The sequence below is a fragment of the Microbacterium sp. NPDC058062 genome (assembly GCF_042885375.1).
GTDB lineage: Bacteria > Actinomycetota > Actinomycetes > Actinomycetales > Microbacteriaceae > Microbacterium > Microbacterium trichothecenolyticum_C.
Window position 1 is genome coordinate 408,935 of the sequence record NZ_JBHVSC010000003.1, and the last position, 14,926, is coordinate 423,860.

Here is a 14,926-nt window from a genome sequence, read left to right on the forward strand (position 1 = left end):
CACCCATGGGTATGGATGACGACATCAAGCACAATGCCGAAGACCTGAAGGGCAAGGTGAAGGAGAAGGTCGGCGACGCGACCGACAACGAGAAGCTGCAGGCCGAGGGCGTGGCCGACCAGGCCAGCGCCAAGATGAAGAAGGCCGGCGACGACATCAAGGACGCGTTCACCGACGACCGGTGATCTGCCGACGACGATGCCCCGGGCTCCCGGCGGACCCGGGGCATCGTCGTGCGTGCGCACCGGTCAGAAGACGTCCCAGTCGCGCGCCCGATCCGTCAGCGCGTCGATGACACGGGCGGTGGCGGGCGTCGGGGGTTCAGCGGCTCGGATCGCGAGGTGCAGGGTGTTGATCGGCGCCTCGGCCGAGCGGTGCAGCACCTCGACGGTGCCGGCGCCGATGGCGGGCTCGGCCAGGTAGCGGGGCAGCGCCGAGATGCCGGCGCCTGCCACCACAGCGGCGAGCACACCGCGCAGGTCGGGCACCGTGACGGCCACGGGGTTGGCCGGTCGATGGCCGAACTGACTGCGCCAGTACCTGCGCACGATCGACAGGTCGGCGTCGTAAGCCACGAGAGGCAGGTGCTGCAGCGCTGCGGCAGGGTCGGCCGCGAGGCGCCCCCGGTCGATCGTCCGGGCGAGCGTCGGCGCCCCCACGAGCACGAACTCCTCGTCCACGAGACCGCGATAGCGGATGCCGCGCACCGGCGTCCGCACCGACGACACCACGACGTCGAGTTCGCCGTCCGCGAGGTGCGCGAGCAGGTCCTGCGCGAGACCGAGCGTGAACGCGAGGCTCACGCCCTCGCCGGTGAGCGGCGCCAGGGCCGGGATGACCCTCGATGCGACGACGTCGCTCGCGCCTCCGATCCGCACCGCCTCGACCGGGCCCGAGACGGGCGCGACCCAGACCTCGCGCAGGCGGTCTACCGGGCCGGCGACGCGCACCGCCAGCGCATCGCCCGCAGGGGTCGGAGTCACCCCACGGGCCGAGCGCGTGAACAGCGGCGTGCCGAGCTCGCCCTCGAGCCGGCCGATCCGCTCGCTCACCGACGGCTGGCTGACGCCCAGGCGCGCCGCGGCCGCGGTGATCGACCCCGCCCGGTGCACCTCGAGGAACGTGTGCAACAGGTCGAGCTCTTGCATGCGGCATCCATTCATCAAGAAATCTATGGCTGCACACTATGGTAGGAAATGATGCCGATAGATGCCTCGTTCCTTCCCGCAGCGGCTCGCACGGGTCGCCGACCTGAACGGAGAAGACATGGCACACGTACTCATGGCGGTCACCGGCGCGGACGCCATCGCGCTCACCGACGGCACACTGCACCCGACCGGATTCTGGGCGGAGGAGCTCGTCGAGCTGCACCGTGGGCTCGTCGCCGCGGGTCACACGGTCGACATCGCGACTCCGGACGGCGTGCGCCCCACCGTCGACCCCGGCAGCCTCGGCGGGGAGTCCGCCGACGAACTGCGCGCCTACCTGGCGCCGATCGGCGACCTGCTCGCGCACCCGCGTGCTCTCGCCGACGTGACGACCGGCGAGTACGACGCGATCGCGCTGCCGGGCGGGCACGGGCCGATGGTGGACCTCGCGACCGATGCCGACCTCGGACGGCTCCTCGTCGACGCCGTCGACCGCGACGCGGTGGTCGGCGTGCTGTGCCACGGCCCGGCCGGCCTCTTGAGCGCGGTGCGCGAGGACGGCTCGTTCGCCTTCTCGGGGCGCCGGCTCGCCGTCTTCACCGACGAGGAGGAGCACCAGGGCGGCCTCGGGGACGCCTCGCCGTACTTCGTCGAGTCGCGGTTGCGCGACCTCGGCGCCGTCGTCGCGTCAGGTGAGCCGTGGTCGGTCACCGTCGTCACCGACGGCTCCCTCGTGAGCGGACAGAACCCGCAGTCGAGCGTGGCCACGGCCCAGCGCCTCGTCGAGGTGCTCGCCGCTCGCTGACGCCGGAGCTGGGCGGATGCCGCGGCCCGCGGCATCCGTCCAGCGTCTGCACGACGGTCAGGCGACGGGCTGCTGCAGCTCGGTCACCCACGTGGACTGCGGGCCGTCGGCCTGCAGGTACACCTCGCGGCACGGACCGTCGAACTCGCCGCCGTCTGCCGCGACCGCCTGCATGAACGCGCCCCACGCCTCGCCGATGCCGCTCATCTCACCCCGGTAGGTCGTGACGGCGGAGCGCTCGGCGGCGGGCAGCTCCACGACCTGCCAGCCGTCGCCCTCCACCGGCTCGTCGCCTGCGATCCACGAGACCCACACGCGCAGGTCGCCGCCGTCGAGCGGCTCGTACCAGAACGTGCCGGGCTCGCGGTACTCGACGCCGGCAGCCTCGAGGGCGTCGTGCAGCGGGGGCAGGATGCGGTCGACCACGGCGGGCACGCCTTCGCTGCCCGGGGCGACGCCCGATGCCGCATAGACGGTGACGGGCTCGAGCCGGCGGTATTCGATGGCGGTCATCCTGTGCTCTCCTTCGAGGGTCGGGGCGGCGTGTGCGTCTCGCCTCCTGCATCGTGGTCCAGGGGTCGGACATCGGCGGCGGGGCACAATGGCACCGTGCCCATTCTGAACAAGGACATGGTCCTCTGCATCTCCCTTGCCGCGCGCCCCTCCAACATCGGCACGAGGTTCCACAACTTCCTCTACGACGAGCTCGGGCTGAACTTCATCTACAAGGCGTTCACGACGAACGACATCGAGGCCGCGATCGGCGGGGTGCGGGCGCTCGGCATCCGCGGATGCTCGGTGTCGATGCCGTTCAAAGAGGCCGTGATCCCGCTCGTCGACGAGATCGAGCCGTCCGCCGCGGCGATCGAGTCCGTGAACACCATCGTCAACGACGGCGGGCGCCTGATCGCCTCGAACACCGACTACGAGGCGGTTGCCGAACTTCTCGAGCGGCACGCCGTCGACCCCGCACTCCCTGTGCTGGTGCGCGGATCGGGCGGCATGGGGAAAGCGGTCGTCGCGGCGTTCCGCGGTGCGGGCTTCGACGACGTCACCGTGGTCGCGCGCAACGCCGAGGCCGGCGCGCAGATCGCCGAGAAGTACGGCTACCGCAGCACCACGACCGACCCGCCGCCCGGGCACGCGGTGCTGGTCAACGTCACCCCGCTCGGCATGGCCGGGTCCGACGCCCACGTCCTGTCGTTCTCACAGGAGCACGTCGACGCGGCTCAGACCGTGTTCGACGTCGTCGCCTACCCCGCAGAGACGCCGCTGATCCGGGCCGCGCGGAGCGGCGGCATCCCGGTCATCACGGGTGCCGAGGTGATCGCGCTGCAAGCGGCCCGGCAGTTCGAGCGGTACACCGGCGTCACGCCGACGCTCGACCAGATCCAGCGCGCCTCGGAGTTCTCTCGGCAGTAGGCCGGCCCGCACCCGACCACGAGCCAGGGCATGCCCGCCGAGACCGGGGACGTCGCCCTCGGTCTCGGCGGAAACGCCTCGGCTCGACGATTCCGGCGTCGGGTCAGGGCACGCGGTAGCCCGCGGCCCGGAACAGCTCGTACCACTCGGCACGGGTGAGCGGGATGTCGGAGCCTGCGGCGGCGCCGCTCACGCGCTCGGGGCTCGTCGTTCCGAGCACGACCTGCATGCGCGCCGGGTGGCGGGTGATCCACGCCACCGCGATCGCGATCGGCGGCACGTCGTAGGTCGCAGCCAGCCGGTCGATCACGGCGTTGAGCTCGGGGTAGTCGGGCGAGTCGAGGAACACGCCGGTGAAGAATCCCGCCTGGAACGGCGACCAGGCCTGCACCGCGATGTCGTGCAGGCGGCAGTAGTCGATGATCCCGCCACCGTCGAGCGTGAGGGACTGCTCCTCACCGTGCATGTTCGCGGCGACGCCCTGCGCGATGGTCGGGGCGTGGGTGATCGACAGCTGGATCTGGTTCGCGACGATGGGCTGGCGTACCGACTTCTTCAGCAGATCGATCTGGCGCGGCGTGTGGTTCGAGACGCCGAACGCCCGCACCTTGCCCGCGGCCTCGAGCTCGTCGAACGCACGGGCGACTTCGTCGGGCTCGACCAGCGCGTCGGGCCGGTGCAGCAGCAGGATGTCGATGTAGTCGGTGTCGAGCGCGCGGAGCGACCCTTCCACCGACTCGACGATGTGCTCGTATGAGAAGTCGAAGTACGGCCCGTCGCCCACGATGCCGGCCTTGGTCTGGATGGTGATCTCGGCGCGCTCGGACGGCGAGAGCCGCATCGCCTCGGCGAAGCGGAGCTCGCAGCCGTGCAGCGCGCTGCCGTAGATGTCGGCGTGGTCGAAGAAGTCGATGCCCGCGTCGCGGGCGGTGCGGATGAGCGTGCGCACGGCGTCGTCGTCGAGGTCCTGGATGCGCATGAGGCCGAGCACCACGTTGGGTGCCGGACGCTCGACGCCGGTGAGGTCGATGGTCTTCATGGGTCCGCTCTCGGGTCGGGTCAGTACTGCCGGGTCCACGTTAGGCACCGCCCACAAAGAAGTCCAACAACTGTATATTCTGCGATTGAGAATCGAAGCGAATGGATATGCCATGGAGCACCGCCAGCTGGAGTACCTGGTCACTCTCACCGAGGAGCGGCACTTCACCCGCGCCGCGGAGCGGTGCCGGGTCTCGCAGTCCGGGCTGTCGGCGGCGATCCGCCGGCTCGAGCAGGAGCTCGACGCGAAGCTCTTCGAGAGGACGACGCGCTCGGTCGAGCCGACTCCGGCCGCGCTCGCGCTCCTGCCGCACGCCCGCGAGATCCTCGCCCAGACGGCCGCCGGACGGGATGCGGTCGTCCGCGCGTCGCACCAGCTCGCCGGCTCCCTGCGCATCGGCGCCGAGCAGTGCCTGGGGGCCCTCGACGTGAACCTGCTCCTCGAGCGTTTCCACCGCCGCCACCCTGCCGTCGACATCCAATTCGTGCAGGCGGGGTCACACCAGCTGGTCGACCATGTCGCAGCCGGCGAGCTGGACGTCGCCTTCGTCGCCAGCGCAGACCCCGCGCCGGTGCCGGCCGTCGCGGAGCTCGCGCGGATCCCCCTCGTGCTCATCGTCCCGCCCGCCCACCCGCTGGCCGAGCGTCCGGTGTCGCGGTGGAGGGACCTCCGCGACGCCGACTTCGTGGACTTCCGGCCGGCGTGGGCGCTGCGCACGATCAACGACGACGCGTTCCAGCGGCACGGCGTCGAACGGCGGGTGCGCTGCAGCGTCGACGATGTGCACACGCTGCTCGACCTCGTCGTGCGCGGGCTCGGCGTCGCGATCGTGCCGCAGCACGTCGCCAACAAGCCCCAGGCGAAGGGCCTCGTCACCCTGCCGGTCCCCGCCGGCGCGCCGGAGTGGATCGTGTCGACCCTCATCGCGGGGACCGCCTCGCTCGCACCGCGCCTCCTCGAGATCCTCGACGAGGAGCGTGCCGAGGCCGAGGCCGCATGACCGTCGTGCTCGTCGAAGGCGAGAGCGACCGGATCGCTCTCGAGACGCTCGCCGCGCGGATGGGGATGCGGATGCCGGAGATCCGTGTCGTGGGCGGCTCCAAGGGCGCCCGCCGCGTGGCCGGAGAGCTCGTCGGCGTTCCGCTCGTGGGTCTCGTCGATGTGGGGGAGCGGAGAGACTTCGAGCGCGTGCTCGACACGGTGTTCGTGTGCGATCCCGACCTCGAGGCCGAGTTCGTGCGCGCTCTCGGCGTCGCGCGCGTCGAGGCGGTGATCGCGGAGCAGGGCGAGCTCGAGTCGTTCCGGAGTCTGCAGCGCCAGCCGTTCCAGCGCGAACGTCCGGTCGACGCGCAGCTCGCGCGCTTCTTCGGGGGCCGCAGCGGCAACAAGGCGCGCTACGCCCGCCTGCTCGCGGAGGCGGTGCCGCTCGATCGCGTACCGCCGCCGCTGGCGGCGCTGCTCGACGCGCTCTGACGGCGACCGCACCGGGCCCTGATCAGGGCTTGTGCGGCAGCATCCACCGTCCTCCCGTCTGTGAGATCGTTCTCACGCGCCGCTTGCCACCCGTTCACCGGGCCGTCGCGGAGTGGTCGGCGATCGGTCAGCACGCGGCCGAACGCCCCCGGTTGCGTCGAGGGCATGAGTCGAATCCCCACACGACGCGTCCTGCCGCGCCTTCTCGCCGCGGCAGCCGCGACGGCCACCGCCGTCGCCCTCCTCCCCGCCACGGCCGCCTACGCGCAGCCGGTCGCCGCCGCATCCCCCCACTCGCAGTCGCCGTACGTGCAGACGCACGTGCCGACGCTCGTCGCGCGGGCCACCCTGTCGGCCGATCACCTCGAGCCTGGTCCGGCGTCCGGCGCTCTCGCCAGTTCTGCCAACGGCCGCACCGGCCCGTGGGACGGGCAGGTCATCCCCGGCTTCTCGGCCGCGATCGACAACGGCGACGGCACGTTCTGGGCTCAGCCCGACAACGGCTTCGGGGCCAAGGGCAACTCCGCCGACTTCCTGCTGCGCAACTACCTCGTGCGTCCCGCGTGGCAGACCGCCGCCGGGGGCGCCGGCGAGATCCGGATCGAGCGGTTCGTGTCGTACAACGACCGCAACCACGTGCTCGACTTCCCGATCGTGAGCGACGGCACCGCCGAGCGCCTCCTCACGGGAGCCGACTTCGACATCGAGTCGGTCGTCAAGGCCAAGGACGGCACGTTCTGGGTCGGCGAAGAGTTCGGCCCGTTCCTGCTGCACTTCGACGCCGACGGCACCCTGCTCGAGAAGCCGTACGCGCTCGACGGCGCCAAGTCGCCGCAGAACCCGTACCTGCAGGCCGGCGAGACCCCGCGCGTGCGCGCGAGCCGCGGCTTCGAGGCGCTTGCCGCCTCGGTCAACGGGCGTTACCTCTACCCGGTCGTCGAGGGCTCGTACGCGGACGACAGCGACGTGCGCCGCCGCGAGATCCTCGAGTTCGACACGCGCGCGGGCGCGTACACCGGCCGCACGTGGAGTTACCAGACCGATCAGGAGCCGAACGTGATCGGCGACGCGTTCACGGTGCGCAACGACGTGCTGCTGCTCATCGAGCGCGATGACTTCGAGGGCGAGCAGGCCGTCACCAAGCGCGTGTACCAGGTCGACCTGCGGCGCACCGACGCCGAGGGCTACCTCGAGAAGACGCTCGTGCTCGACGCGCTCCGCATCGCCAACCCGCACGGCATCGGCGCGGGCGACGGCTACGGCACCGGCGAGATCTACTCGCTGCCCGTGCAGTCGTTCGAGACCGTCGTCCAGCTGAAGGACGGCAGCCTGCTGATCGGCAACGACAACAACTACCCCGGTAACGACGCACGCATCCCCGGCACGCCCGACGACACCGAGTTCGCGATCATCGACCTCGACAAGACGAAGATCGAGCCGTCGAGGGTCAGTCTCATCGGGCACCGCGGCGCGAGCGGCTCGCGCCCGGAACACACGCTCGCGGCGTACGAGACGGCGATCGTCCAGTGCGCCGATTACATCGAGCCGGACGTCGTCTCCACGAAGGACGGCGTGCTCGTCGCCCGCCACGAGAACGAGATCGGCGGGACGACGGACGTCGCGGCCCACCCCGAGTTCGCCGCGCGCAAGACCACGAAGCTCATCGACGGCGCCTCGGTGACGGGCTGGTTTACGGAGGACTTCACGTTCGCCGAGCTGCGCACCCTCCGAGCGAAGGAGCGTCTGCCCCAGACGCGTCCCGCGAACACCGCGTTCGACGGGCTCTACGTCATCCCGACGCTCGACGAGGTCATGGACCTCGCTCGCCACTCGGCGAGCTGCGACGGCCGGCCCGTCGGCGTGTACCCCGAGACGAAGCATCCGTCGTACTTCGACTCGATCGGTCTGTCGCTCGAGGAGCCGCTCGTCGCGGCGCTGAAGGCGAACGGACTCGACCGCGCGAACGCGCCGGTGATCCTGCAGAGCTTCGAGACCGCCAACCTGCGTGAGCTCGATGGCATGACCGACGTCACGCTCGCCCAGCTCGTGAACGCGTCGGGTCGTCCGTACGACTTCACGCTCGCGGGCGACACGCGCACCTACAAGGACCTCGTGACGCCGGCGGGCCTCGCCGAGCTCGCGACCTACGCCGACGGTGTGGGACTCGAGAAGTCCGTCATGATCCCGCGCACCGCCGACGGCCGCCTGGGCACGCCCACCGCGGTCATCGCCGACGCGCACGCCGCGGGGCTCACGGTGCACGGCTGGACGTTCCGCGCCGAGAACCAGTTCCTGCCCGTCGACTTCCGCTCGAGCACCGACCCCGCCGCGTACGGCGACCTGGATGGCGAGATCCGCGCATTCGTCGCCGCGGGCATGGACGGCGTCTTCAGCGACCACCCCGGCATCGCCGCGGTGACCATCGACACGGTGACGCTCGCGGGCTGACCCGCCTCGACGCCGCCGATCCGGGCGGGGGATGCTGTCGCAGCATCCCCCGCCCTTCGTCGTTCCCCCGACCCCCGCGCATTCGTGCCGGAACACGGGGGCGGTGACGACGACACGCCGATGACGGATGCTGCGCCCCGGCGTGTTGCGCGGCGAACCCGTGTTTCGGGGGGACAACCGCGAGGATCACCCACTTTGCGCGTTACAGGGCGACACGGGTGCCTGGCACAATGCGGAGGATGGGCGCCGCCGGGGGGCGGCGCTTTCGACGAAGGGACGAGTATGGCCATCGACGGCACCCCCGGGGCGGGACTGACGAAGGAGCAGCTTGCGGAGGAGGTGACCCACCTCGCCACGCCCGATCTGCTGAAGACGCCGTTCGGCGACCTCGAGTTCTTCGACGGAGTTCCGAAGACCGACTCGGTGCAGTCGATCTTCGACGCGCTCGACCTGCTGCGCGGGATCGACGCGTTCCTCACCGCGGTGCCGGGAGCCTCGCTGGTGGCGATGCGGAAAGGTCTGCGGACAGCCGGCGTCGATTCGCCCGACAAGATCGGCTACACCGACCCGCGGGCCAATTCGGGTGGGATCTACCTGACGCCGAACACCGAGACGACCTACGGCACGACGTTCCTCGATCTGAAGGCGTGGGGACCGACGGTCATCGAGGCACCGCCGCAGTCTCTGTGCGTCGTCGACGACTTCTGGTTCCGGTACGTCGCTGACATGGGCATCGCCGGTCCCGACAAGGGCGCCGGCGGCAAGTACCTGTTCCTCCCGCCGGGCTACGACGGCGATCGGCCGGAGGGCTACTTCACCTTCGAATCGCCGACGTACACGAACTGGGTCGTGCTGCGCACCCTCGGGGGCGTCCCCGCGATGAAGCAGACGCGCATCTACCCCCTGAGCGAGGCGGACTCGCCCCGGGAGAACACGTTCCTCAATATCGCGGCCGTGCTGCAGAACACCGTGCACGCGAACGACTTCACGTTCTTCGAGGAGATCTCGCAGCTCGTCTCGGAGGAGCCGGCCACGGCGCTCGACCCCGAGCGGGCCGGCACGCTCGCCGCGATCGGTCTGGAGCACGGCACGCCGTTCGAGCCCGGAGAGCACCGCCGCGGCGTCCTCGATGAGGCGGCCCGCATCGGCGCCGCGATCTCGCGCGCGCTCGTCTACAAGCCGCGCGACCCCGACGCCTTCTTCTGGGAGGGGTCGTCGTGGAAGAACGCGTTCACCGGCGGCAGCTACGAGTTCCTTCGCGGCGGGGCGCGCAACCTCGACGCACGCACGCAGTTCCATTACTTCGCGACGGTGATCACGCCGGCGATGGCGCACGCGCAGGTCGGCGCGGGATCCGCGTATGCGTACACCGCAGAGGACGGCGACGGCCATGTGCTGGACGGCTCCGCCACGTACTCGCTGCGCATCCCCGCCGACCCGCCGGCGAAGAACTTCTGGTCGATCGACCTCTACGACACGCAGACCCGCTCGCTCCTGCAGTCGACGGCGTATCCCGCACTCGCGAGCCTGTCGGGCGCCGTGCAGGCCGAGGACGACGGCTCGTACGTGCTGTGGTTCTCGCCGACCGCGCCCGAGGGCAAGGAGTCGAACTGGATCCCCACGATCCCCGGCAAGTCGTGGTTCCCGATGGTGCGGCTGTACGGGCCGCTCGAGCCCTGGTTCGACAAGACGTGGCAGCTGCCCGAGCTCGTGAAGGAGGCCTGAACGCCGTGACCGACCTCGACACCCTCGCCGCAGAGGCATACCTCTACGGGTTCCCGCTGGTCTTCGACCTCGAGCAGGTGATCCGCTACACGTCGACCGGCGTCGGCTCCAACCCGCAGGCGCCGTTCAACGCGTTCTCGCACGCACGCACGCTGGCCACGGCCGCCGACACGTTCGTGTCGATCAACAACGACACCGTCTACTCGATGGCATCGCTGGACCTCGGGGTCGGACCTGTCCGGCTCTCGGTGCCGGCGTCCGATCGCTACTACGTGCTGCAGTTCGTCGACGCCTGGACCGACAACTTCGCCTACGTCGGCACCCGCGGCACGGGCAACGATGCCGGCGAGTTCCTGATCGTGCCGCCGGGATGGGACGGGGATGCCGGCGGACTGACCGTCATCCACGCGCCGACGCGTGTGGCGTCGATCGTGGGCCGCTGGTCCTGCTCGGGTGCCGACGACCTGCCGGCCGTCCACGCGCTGCAGGACGCCATGACGCTCACGCCGCTCGATCCGGATGCGGTGGCCACCGGCATCCCCTCGGCCGAGCCCCAGGGCGACGACGTGCTCGATTTCTGGGAGAAGTACCGCGTGTGGTCGCAGGCCTTCCCTCCCGCTCCCCGCGACGAGGTACTGCAGGCATCGTTCGCGGCGCTCGGTCTCACCGGCGATGAGTCGGTCGGGGAGCTGAGCCATGAGCAGCAGGCCGCGCTGCGCGCCGGCTTCCAGGGCGGCGCGGGCGTGATCGCGAAGGCGATGGCCGGTGCCGCCACCGGTGCGAAGCCGGGCGACTGGTCGGTCACCCTCCACGTGTTCGACTACAACCTCGACTTCTTCGAGGTCGGCACGATCGACGATCCCGCATGGAAGATCGCCGATCCGAAGGTGCGGATCGTCGAGCGCGCCGTCGCGGCGAAGGCAGGGCTGTGGGGCAACCACGGGTACGAGGCCGCCTACGTCATGACGTTCCTCGACAGCGACGGCCGGCCGCTCACGGGTGAGCACGAGTACGAGCTGCAGCTCTCGCCGCCGCCGCCCGTCGACGCCTTCTGGTCGGTCACGATGTACGCACTGCCGGAGTTCTACCTCGTCGCGAACGAGATCGACCGCTACTCGGTGGGCGACCGCACTCCGGGCATCATCACCGACGCCGACGGCGGGCTGACGATCCGCATCAGCCGCACGCGGCCGTCGGATCCGGATGCTGCGGCCAACTGGCTCCCCGCGCCCGAGGGCGCGTTCCGCCCGATCCTGCGGATGTACATGCCGGGCGACGCGGTGCTGAACGGCACCTACGCGCCGCCGCCGATCACGCGCCTCGACGACTGAGGAACCCGCCCCCGCACGTGAGACGACAGCCGGCGGACGAGACCCTGGGGATCACCCACGGTCTCGTCCGCCGATTGTCGTCTCACCGGAAGTCCGGGGACGCCGGGCACACGGCGCGGGCCGTGGGCGCGGGGCGCGGGGCGTCGCGGTCAGCGCACGCGGCGGCCGTGCGCGAGGTCGATGAGGCGCGACAGCACGTCGCCGCCGCCACGCAGGCCGTTGTGCTCGTGCTCGCTCGTGATCCACGGCGTGACGCCGGGCAGGAGCCGTGCCGTCTCCATCGAGAACTCGAACGGCACGTACACGTCGTTGACGTACACGGCGGTGGCACCGCGTGCGTCGGACGCGGCGAGCGCGTCGGCGTCGTAGAGCGACGGCCACTCGAACTCCGCGAGCGCGAGGGTCACGTCGCGCCACGGCTGGAAGCCGGGCACGGTGTCGAGCCACTCCCGGCGCACGTGCTCGCCGGTGAAGAGCGTCGGGTCTTCGCGGAAGTCCGCGGGCTCGGTGCGCTCGGCCGACCAGCGGGTCGCGTAGCCGTCGGCGTAGCTGGACTCGTGAAAGACGAAGTACAGCGGGTTGCGGGTGCCGAACGGCATCGCGGCCGCGAGGTCGTGGCGGAAGGCGTTCGATCGCGGGTCGCGTTCGAGCAGACCCCACACCGTCTGCCAGCCGTCGTTGAGGCCGAGCGCCGATCCCACCGAGCGCACCCGTGAGACCGACGCCACCTCGCCGCCGGGCAGGATGAGCTCCCCGTCGACCGCGAGGTCGATCACGCGCCGCATCGCGTCGCGGTGCGCGGGGAAGCGGCGGTAGTACTTCTCCGACTCTTCGCGCATCTTGTCGTAGGTCACGGCGTACACGTCGTCGGGGTGGCGGCCCACGGCGCTCAGGCCGCCGGTGATGTAGACGTGCTCGAGGGACGCAGCATCCGTCGAGAGATACGCCAGGGTGGTGAACCCGCCGAAGGACTGGCCCAGCACGCTCCACCGCTCGGCGCCGAGGTGCTGGCGCACCGCCTCGCAGTCGCGCACGATCGCGTCGGCGCGCAGATGCGTGATGTACTCGGCGAGCTCGGACGCGTCGCGCTCGAGGTCGTCGTCGCCGACGGGCGTCGAGAGCCCCGTGCCGCGCTGATCGAGCAGCACGACGCGGTAGTGCTCGAGCGCCGCGTCGAGCCACGACGGCCCCGACGGCGAGTGGAACGCGCGCGGCGCCTCGTGCCCGGGCCCGCCCTGCAGGAACACCAGATACGGCAGGCTCTCGCCGCCCTCTCGCGTGACCACCGCCGCGTGGATGTCGATCGTGCGGGCGTCCGACGGATCGTCCCACACCAGGGGGACCCTGAGGAAGTGGTCGTCGATGGTCAGATCCTGCATGCGGCGCGTCGTCACGGACATGGCAACGAGCCTAGGCGCCGCCGCCGACGTCGAGCGTGGGACGGACGGTGACCGTGAAGTCGTCGACGTTGCGCAGGTGGGAACGGATGCTGGATTCCGCCGCGGTGGCGAGGATCGAGGCATCCGTCTCCGGAGCAGCGATGACGATCGCGTCGCCCTGGAGGCGGTGTCCGACCCAGCGAAGGCGTACGCGATCGATGCGGTCGACACCGTCGACGTGCTCGATCGCGTGCTCGGCGCGATCGACAAGCTCGGGTTCGACGCCGTCTAGGAGCCGGCGGCCGACGCTGCGCACCGTGCCGATGAGCAGCACGAAGATCGCGGCCGCGATGACGAGGCCGACGATGGGGTCGGCGAGCGGGAAGCCGAGGAGGACACCGACGCCCCCGAGCACGACCGCGAGTGACGTGAAGCCGTCGGTGCGGGCGTGGACGCCGTCGGCGACGAGCGCGGCCGAGCCGATGCGCTTGCCCACGCGGATGCGGTAGATCGCGACCGCCTCGTTGCCGGCGAATCCGATCACGCCCGCGGCGATCACCCACCCGAGGTTGTCGAGAGGCTGCGGGTGCAGGACGCGGTCGATCGCCTGCCACGCCGCGATGACGGCCGACAAGGCGACGACGAACACGATGAACAGCCCCGCGAGGTCTTCGGCCCTGCCGAGTCCGTACGTGTAGCGACGGGAGGCCGCGCGACGGCCGAGCACGAATGCGATCCACAGCGGCACGGCCGTGAGGGCGTCGGAGAGGTTGTGGACCGTATCGGCGAGGAGAGCGACCGAGCCGCTGAACGCCACGACGATCGCCTGCACCACCGTCGTCGCGAGCAGGATGACGAGGCTGATCTTCAGGGCGCGGACGCCGGCGGAATGCGCCTCCATCGCATCGTCGATCGAGTCGGCGGCGTCGTGGGAGTGCGGCACGAACAGTTCGTGGCGCACGCCGCGGAGCCCACCGGGGTGGGAGTGATCGTGGGCGCCGTGGGAGTGGTCGTGACCATGGTCGTGGGCCGCGTGGTGCTCGTCGTGGGCGTGGTGCCCGGCCGTCTTCGCGGTCATTCGGGCGCCTTCTCGGTGTGGTGGTGGCGGGGCGTGCCGCCCAGCGAGTGCTCGGCCTGGTAGATCGCGTCGGCGACCAGGCGCGAGGCGTGCTCGTTCTCGAGTCGGTAGAACACCCGCTGACCCTCCTGGCGGGTCGAGACGATGCGGGCCAGCCGGAGCTTCGCGAGGTGCTGCGACACGGCCGCCGGGGACTTGTCGACGATGTCGGCGAGGTGATTCACCGAGAGTTCCCCCGAGTCCTGCAGCGCGAGGACGATCCGCACCCGGGTGGCGTCGGCGAGCATCGCGAAGACCTCGACCGCCAGTTCGACGAAGGGACTGTCGACCGCGTATCCGCATCCCTGCTTATCTGCACTCATACGCAGATACTACGACGTTCTCCTCACCGTGAGTCGCCGGACAGGCGGATCAGCCGGTCGCGAGGGCCGCCCACGCGCCGGCGGCGAGGAAGACGGGCGCGCCGAGGATGCCGCACCAGAAGCTGCGCGCGATGTCATCCGACGGCGCGAACAGGGCCCACGCAGCGACGCCGATCAGCAGCACCGCCGGCACGAAGAGGAACGGCTGGTGCAGCGCCGGCGCGAGGACGATGAGGTCGAGGCCGACGAGCGCGAGGAGGGCGGGGGAGACGAAGTCGGACCATCCCGCGCGGACCGCGAGGATCGCGAGCACCACCGCGAACGCGAGCTCGACCCAGAAGACGACGACGTACACGACGAACGCCGTGGTTCCCGGCTCGATCGCGGTCGGTGTCGCCCACAGCCGCGCGAGGAGGACCGTGCCGAGCACCGCGAGCGCGATCCCCGCGAAGCTCCCGAGGCCGAGCACCGCTCGCCACCACCAGCCGCGCGGCGGATGCGCCTGCGCCCACGTCGCCCACAGCAGCGCGGCCAGGCCGAAGACCGCCGCGCTGACGGCGAGGTCCCGCGGGTAAGCGCCCGTCATGGCCGCACTCTACTGAGGCCCGGCCGCCCACGCCGGGGTGCAGCATCCGTTCCGGGTCCGAACGCCCCGTCGAGACCGGGGATCCGCCGCGAGACCCATGGTGTCGGCCCTTGTCTCGGCGCCTAGCCCC

15 protein-coding genes are annotated in these 14,926 nt (G+C 70.8%); 8 read left to right on the forward strand and 7 right to left on the reverse strand.

Going from position 1 to position 14,926, the window contains the following annotated elements; translation table 11 throughout:
• Positions 1–5 precede the first annotated feature (5 nt).
• Positions 6–185, forward strand: a complete 180-nt coding sequence (locus tag ACFVSU_RS11105; RefSeq protein WP_310286763.1) for a CsbD family protein — start codon at positions 6–8, stop codon at positions 183–185.
• Positions 186–248: 63 nt separating this feature from the next.
• On the opposite strand, the gene ACFVSU_RS11110 is transcribed toward ACFVSU_RS11105, so the two are convergent.
• Entirely contained in the window at positions 249–1,148 is a 900-nt protein-coding gene (locus tag ACFVSU_RS11110) for a LysR family transcriptional regulator (protein WP_387142327.1), read from the reverse strand.
• A gap of 118 nt (positions 1,149–1,266) precedes the next feature.
• Here ACFVSU_RS11110 and ACFVSU_RS11115 point away from each other — a divergent pair, with 118 nt between their 5' ends.
• Positions 1,267–1,953, forward strand: a complete 687-nt coding sequence (locus tag ACFVSU_RS11115) for a type 1 glutamine amidotransferase domain-containing protein (RefSeq protein ID WP_387142330.1) — start codon at positions 1,267–1,269, stop codon at positions 1,951–1,953.
• Between the two features lie 57 nt (positions 1,954–2,010).
• Here the strand turns inward: ACFVSU_RS11115 and ACFVSU_RS11120 are convergent, their stop codons facing one another.
• On the reverse strand, positions 2,011–2,466 hold the full coding sequence (locus tag ACFVSU_RS11120) for a GyrI-like domain-containing protein (RefSeq protein ID WP_310286765.1): 456 nt from the start codon (positions 2,464–2,466) through the stop codon (positions 2,011–2,013).
• A gap of 96 nt (positions 2,467–2,562) precedes the next feature.
• On the opposite strand from ACFVSU_RS11120, the gene ACFVSU_RS11125 reads away from it, so the two are divergent.
• Positions 2,563–3,375 (forward strand): shikimate 5-dehydrogenase, encoded by an 813-nt coding sequence (locus ACFVSU_RS11125; RefSeq protein WP_387142333.1) that lies wholly within the window; start codon positions 2,563–2,565, stop codon positions 3,373–3,375.
• Positions 3,376–3,478: 103 nt separating this feature from the next.
• Here ACFVSU_RS11125 and ACFVSU_RS11130 read toward each other — a convergent pair whose 3' ends face one another.
• Positions 3,479–4,414 (reverse strand): aldo/keto reductase family oxidoreductase, encoded by a 936-nt coding sequence (locus tag ACFVSU_RS11130; protein WP_387142336.1) that lies wholly within the window; start codon positions 4,412–4,414, stop codon positions 3,479–3,481.
• Between the two features lie 112 nt (positions 4,415–4,526).
• Here ACFVSU_RS11130 and ACFVSU_RS11135 point away from each other — a divergent pair, with 112 nt between their 5' ends.
• The 5 genes from ACFVSU_RS11135 to ACFVSU_RS11155 all read left to right on the forward strand — a co-directional run bounded on the left by ACFVSU_RS11135 (position 4,527) and on the right by ACFVSU_RS11155 (position 11,391).
• Positions 4,527–5,414 (forward strand): LysR family transcriptional regulator, encoded by an 888-nt coding sequence (locus ACFVSU_RS11135; RefSeq protein WP_387142339.1) that lies wholly within the window; start codon positions 4,527–4,529, stop codon positions 5,412–5,414.
• Positions 5,411–5,887, forward strand: coding sequence for an ATP-dependent endonuclease (locus ACFVSU_RS11140; RefSeq protein ID WP_387142342.1), 477 nt, complete (start codon positions 5,411–5,413; stop codon positions 5,885–5,887). Before ACFVSU_RS11135 ends, ACFVSU_RS11140 begins: the two co-directional genes overlap by 4 nt.
• Before the next feature lie 165 nt (positions 5,888–6,052).
• Positions 6,053–8,335 (forward strand): esterase-like activity of phytase family protein, encoded by a 2,283-nt coding sequence (locus ACFVSU_RS11145; protein ID WP_387142345.1) that lies wholly within the window; start codon positions 6,053–6,055, stop codon positions 8,333–8,335.
• A gap of 282 nt (positions 8,336–8,617) precedes the next feature.
• The gene (locus tag ACFVSU_RS11150; protein ID WP_387142348.1) at positions 8,618–10,060 is read left to right on the forward strand and encodes a DUF1254 domain-containing protein; all 1,443 of its coding nucleotides are present in this window, start codon (positions 8,618–8,620) and stop codon (positions 10,058–10,060) included.
• A 5-nt stretch (positions 10,061–10,065) separates the two neighbouring features.
• Complete coding sequence (locus tag ACFVSU_RS11155; RefSeq protein ID WP_387142351.1) at positions 10,066–11,391, forward strand: DUF1254 domain-containing protein; 1,326 nt, start codon at positions 10,066–10,068, stop codon at positions 11,389–11,391.
• A 149-nt stretch (positions 11,392–11,540) separates the two neighbouring features.
• Here the strand turns inward: ACFVSU_RS11155 and ACFVSU_RS11160 are convergent, their stop codons facing one another.
• Genes ACFVSU_RS11160 through ACFVSU_RS11175 form a run of 4 tightly spaced genes read right to left on the reverse strand, consistent with a single transcriptional unit; the run spans position 11,541 to position 14,796 of the window.
• Positions 11,541–12,791: an alpha/beta fold hydrolase gene (locus ACFVSU_RS11160; RefSeq protein ID WP_387142354.1), complete on the reverse strand. Its 1,251-nt coding sequence runs from the start codon at positions 12,789–12,791 to the stop codon at positions 11,541–11,543.
• 10 nt (positions 12,792–12,801) lie between these two features.
• Complete coding sequence (locus ACFVSU_RS11165; protein ID WP_387142357.1) at positions 12,802–13,848, reverse strand: cation diffusion facilitator family transporter; 1,047 nt, start codon at positions 13,846–13,848, stop codon at positions 12,802–12,804.
• The gene (locus ACFVSU_RS11170; protein WP_387142360.1) at positions 13,845–14,210 is read right to left on the reverse strand and encodes an ArsR/SmtB family transcription factor; all 366 of its coding nucleotides are present in this window, start codon (positions 14,208–14,210) and stop codon (positions 13,845–13,847) included. Before ACFVSU_RS11170 ends, ACFVSU_RS11165 begins: the two co-directional genes overlap by 4 nt.
• A 49-nt stretch (positions 14,211–14,259) precedes the next feature.
• Positions 14,260–14,796, reverse strand: coding sequence for a hypothetical protein (locus ACFVSU_RS11175; RefSeq protein WP_387142363.1), 537 nt, complete (start codon positions 14,794–14,796; stop codon positions 14,260–14,262).
• Between the last annotated feature and the right edge of the window lie 130 nt (positions 14,797–14,926).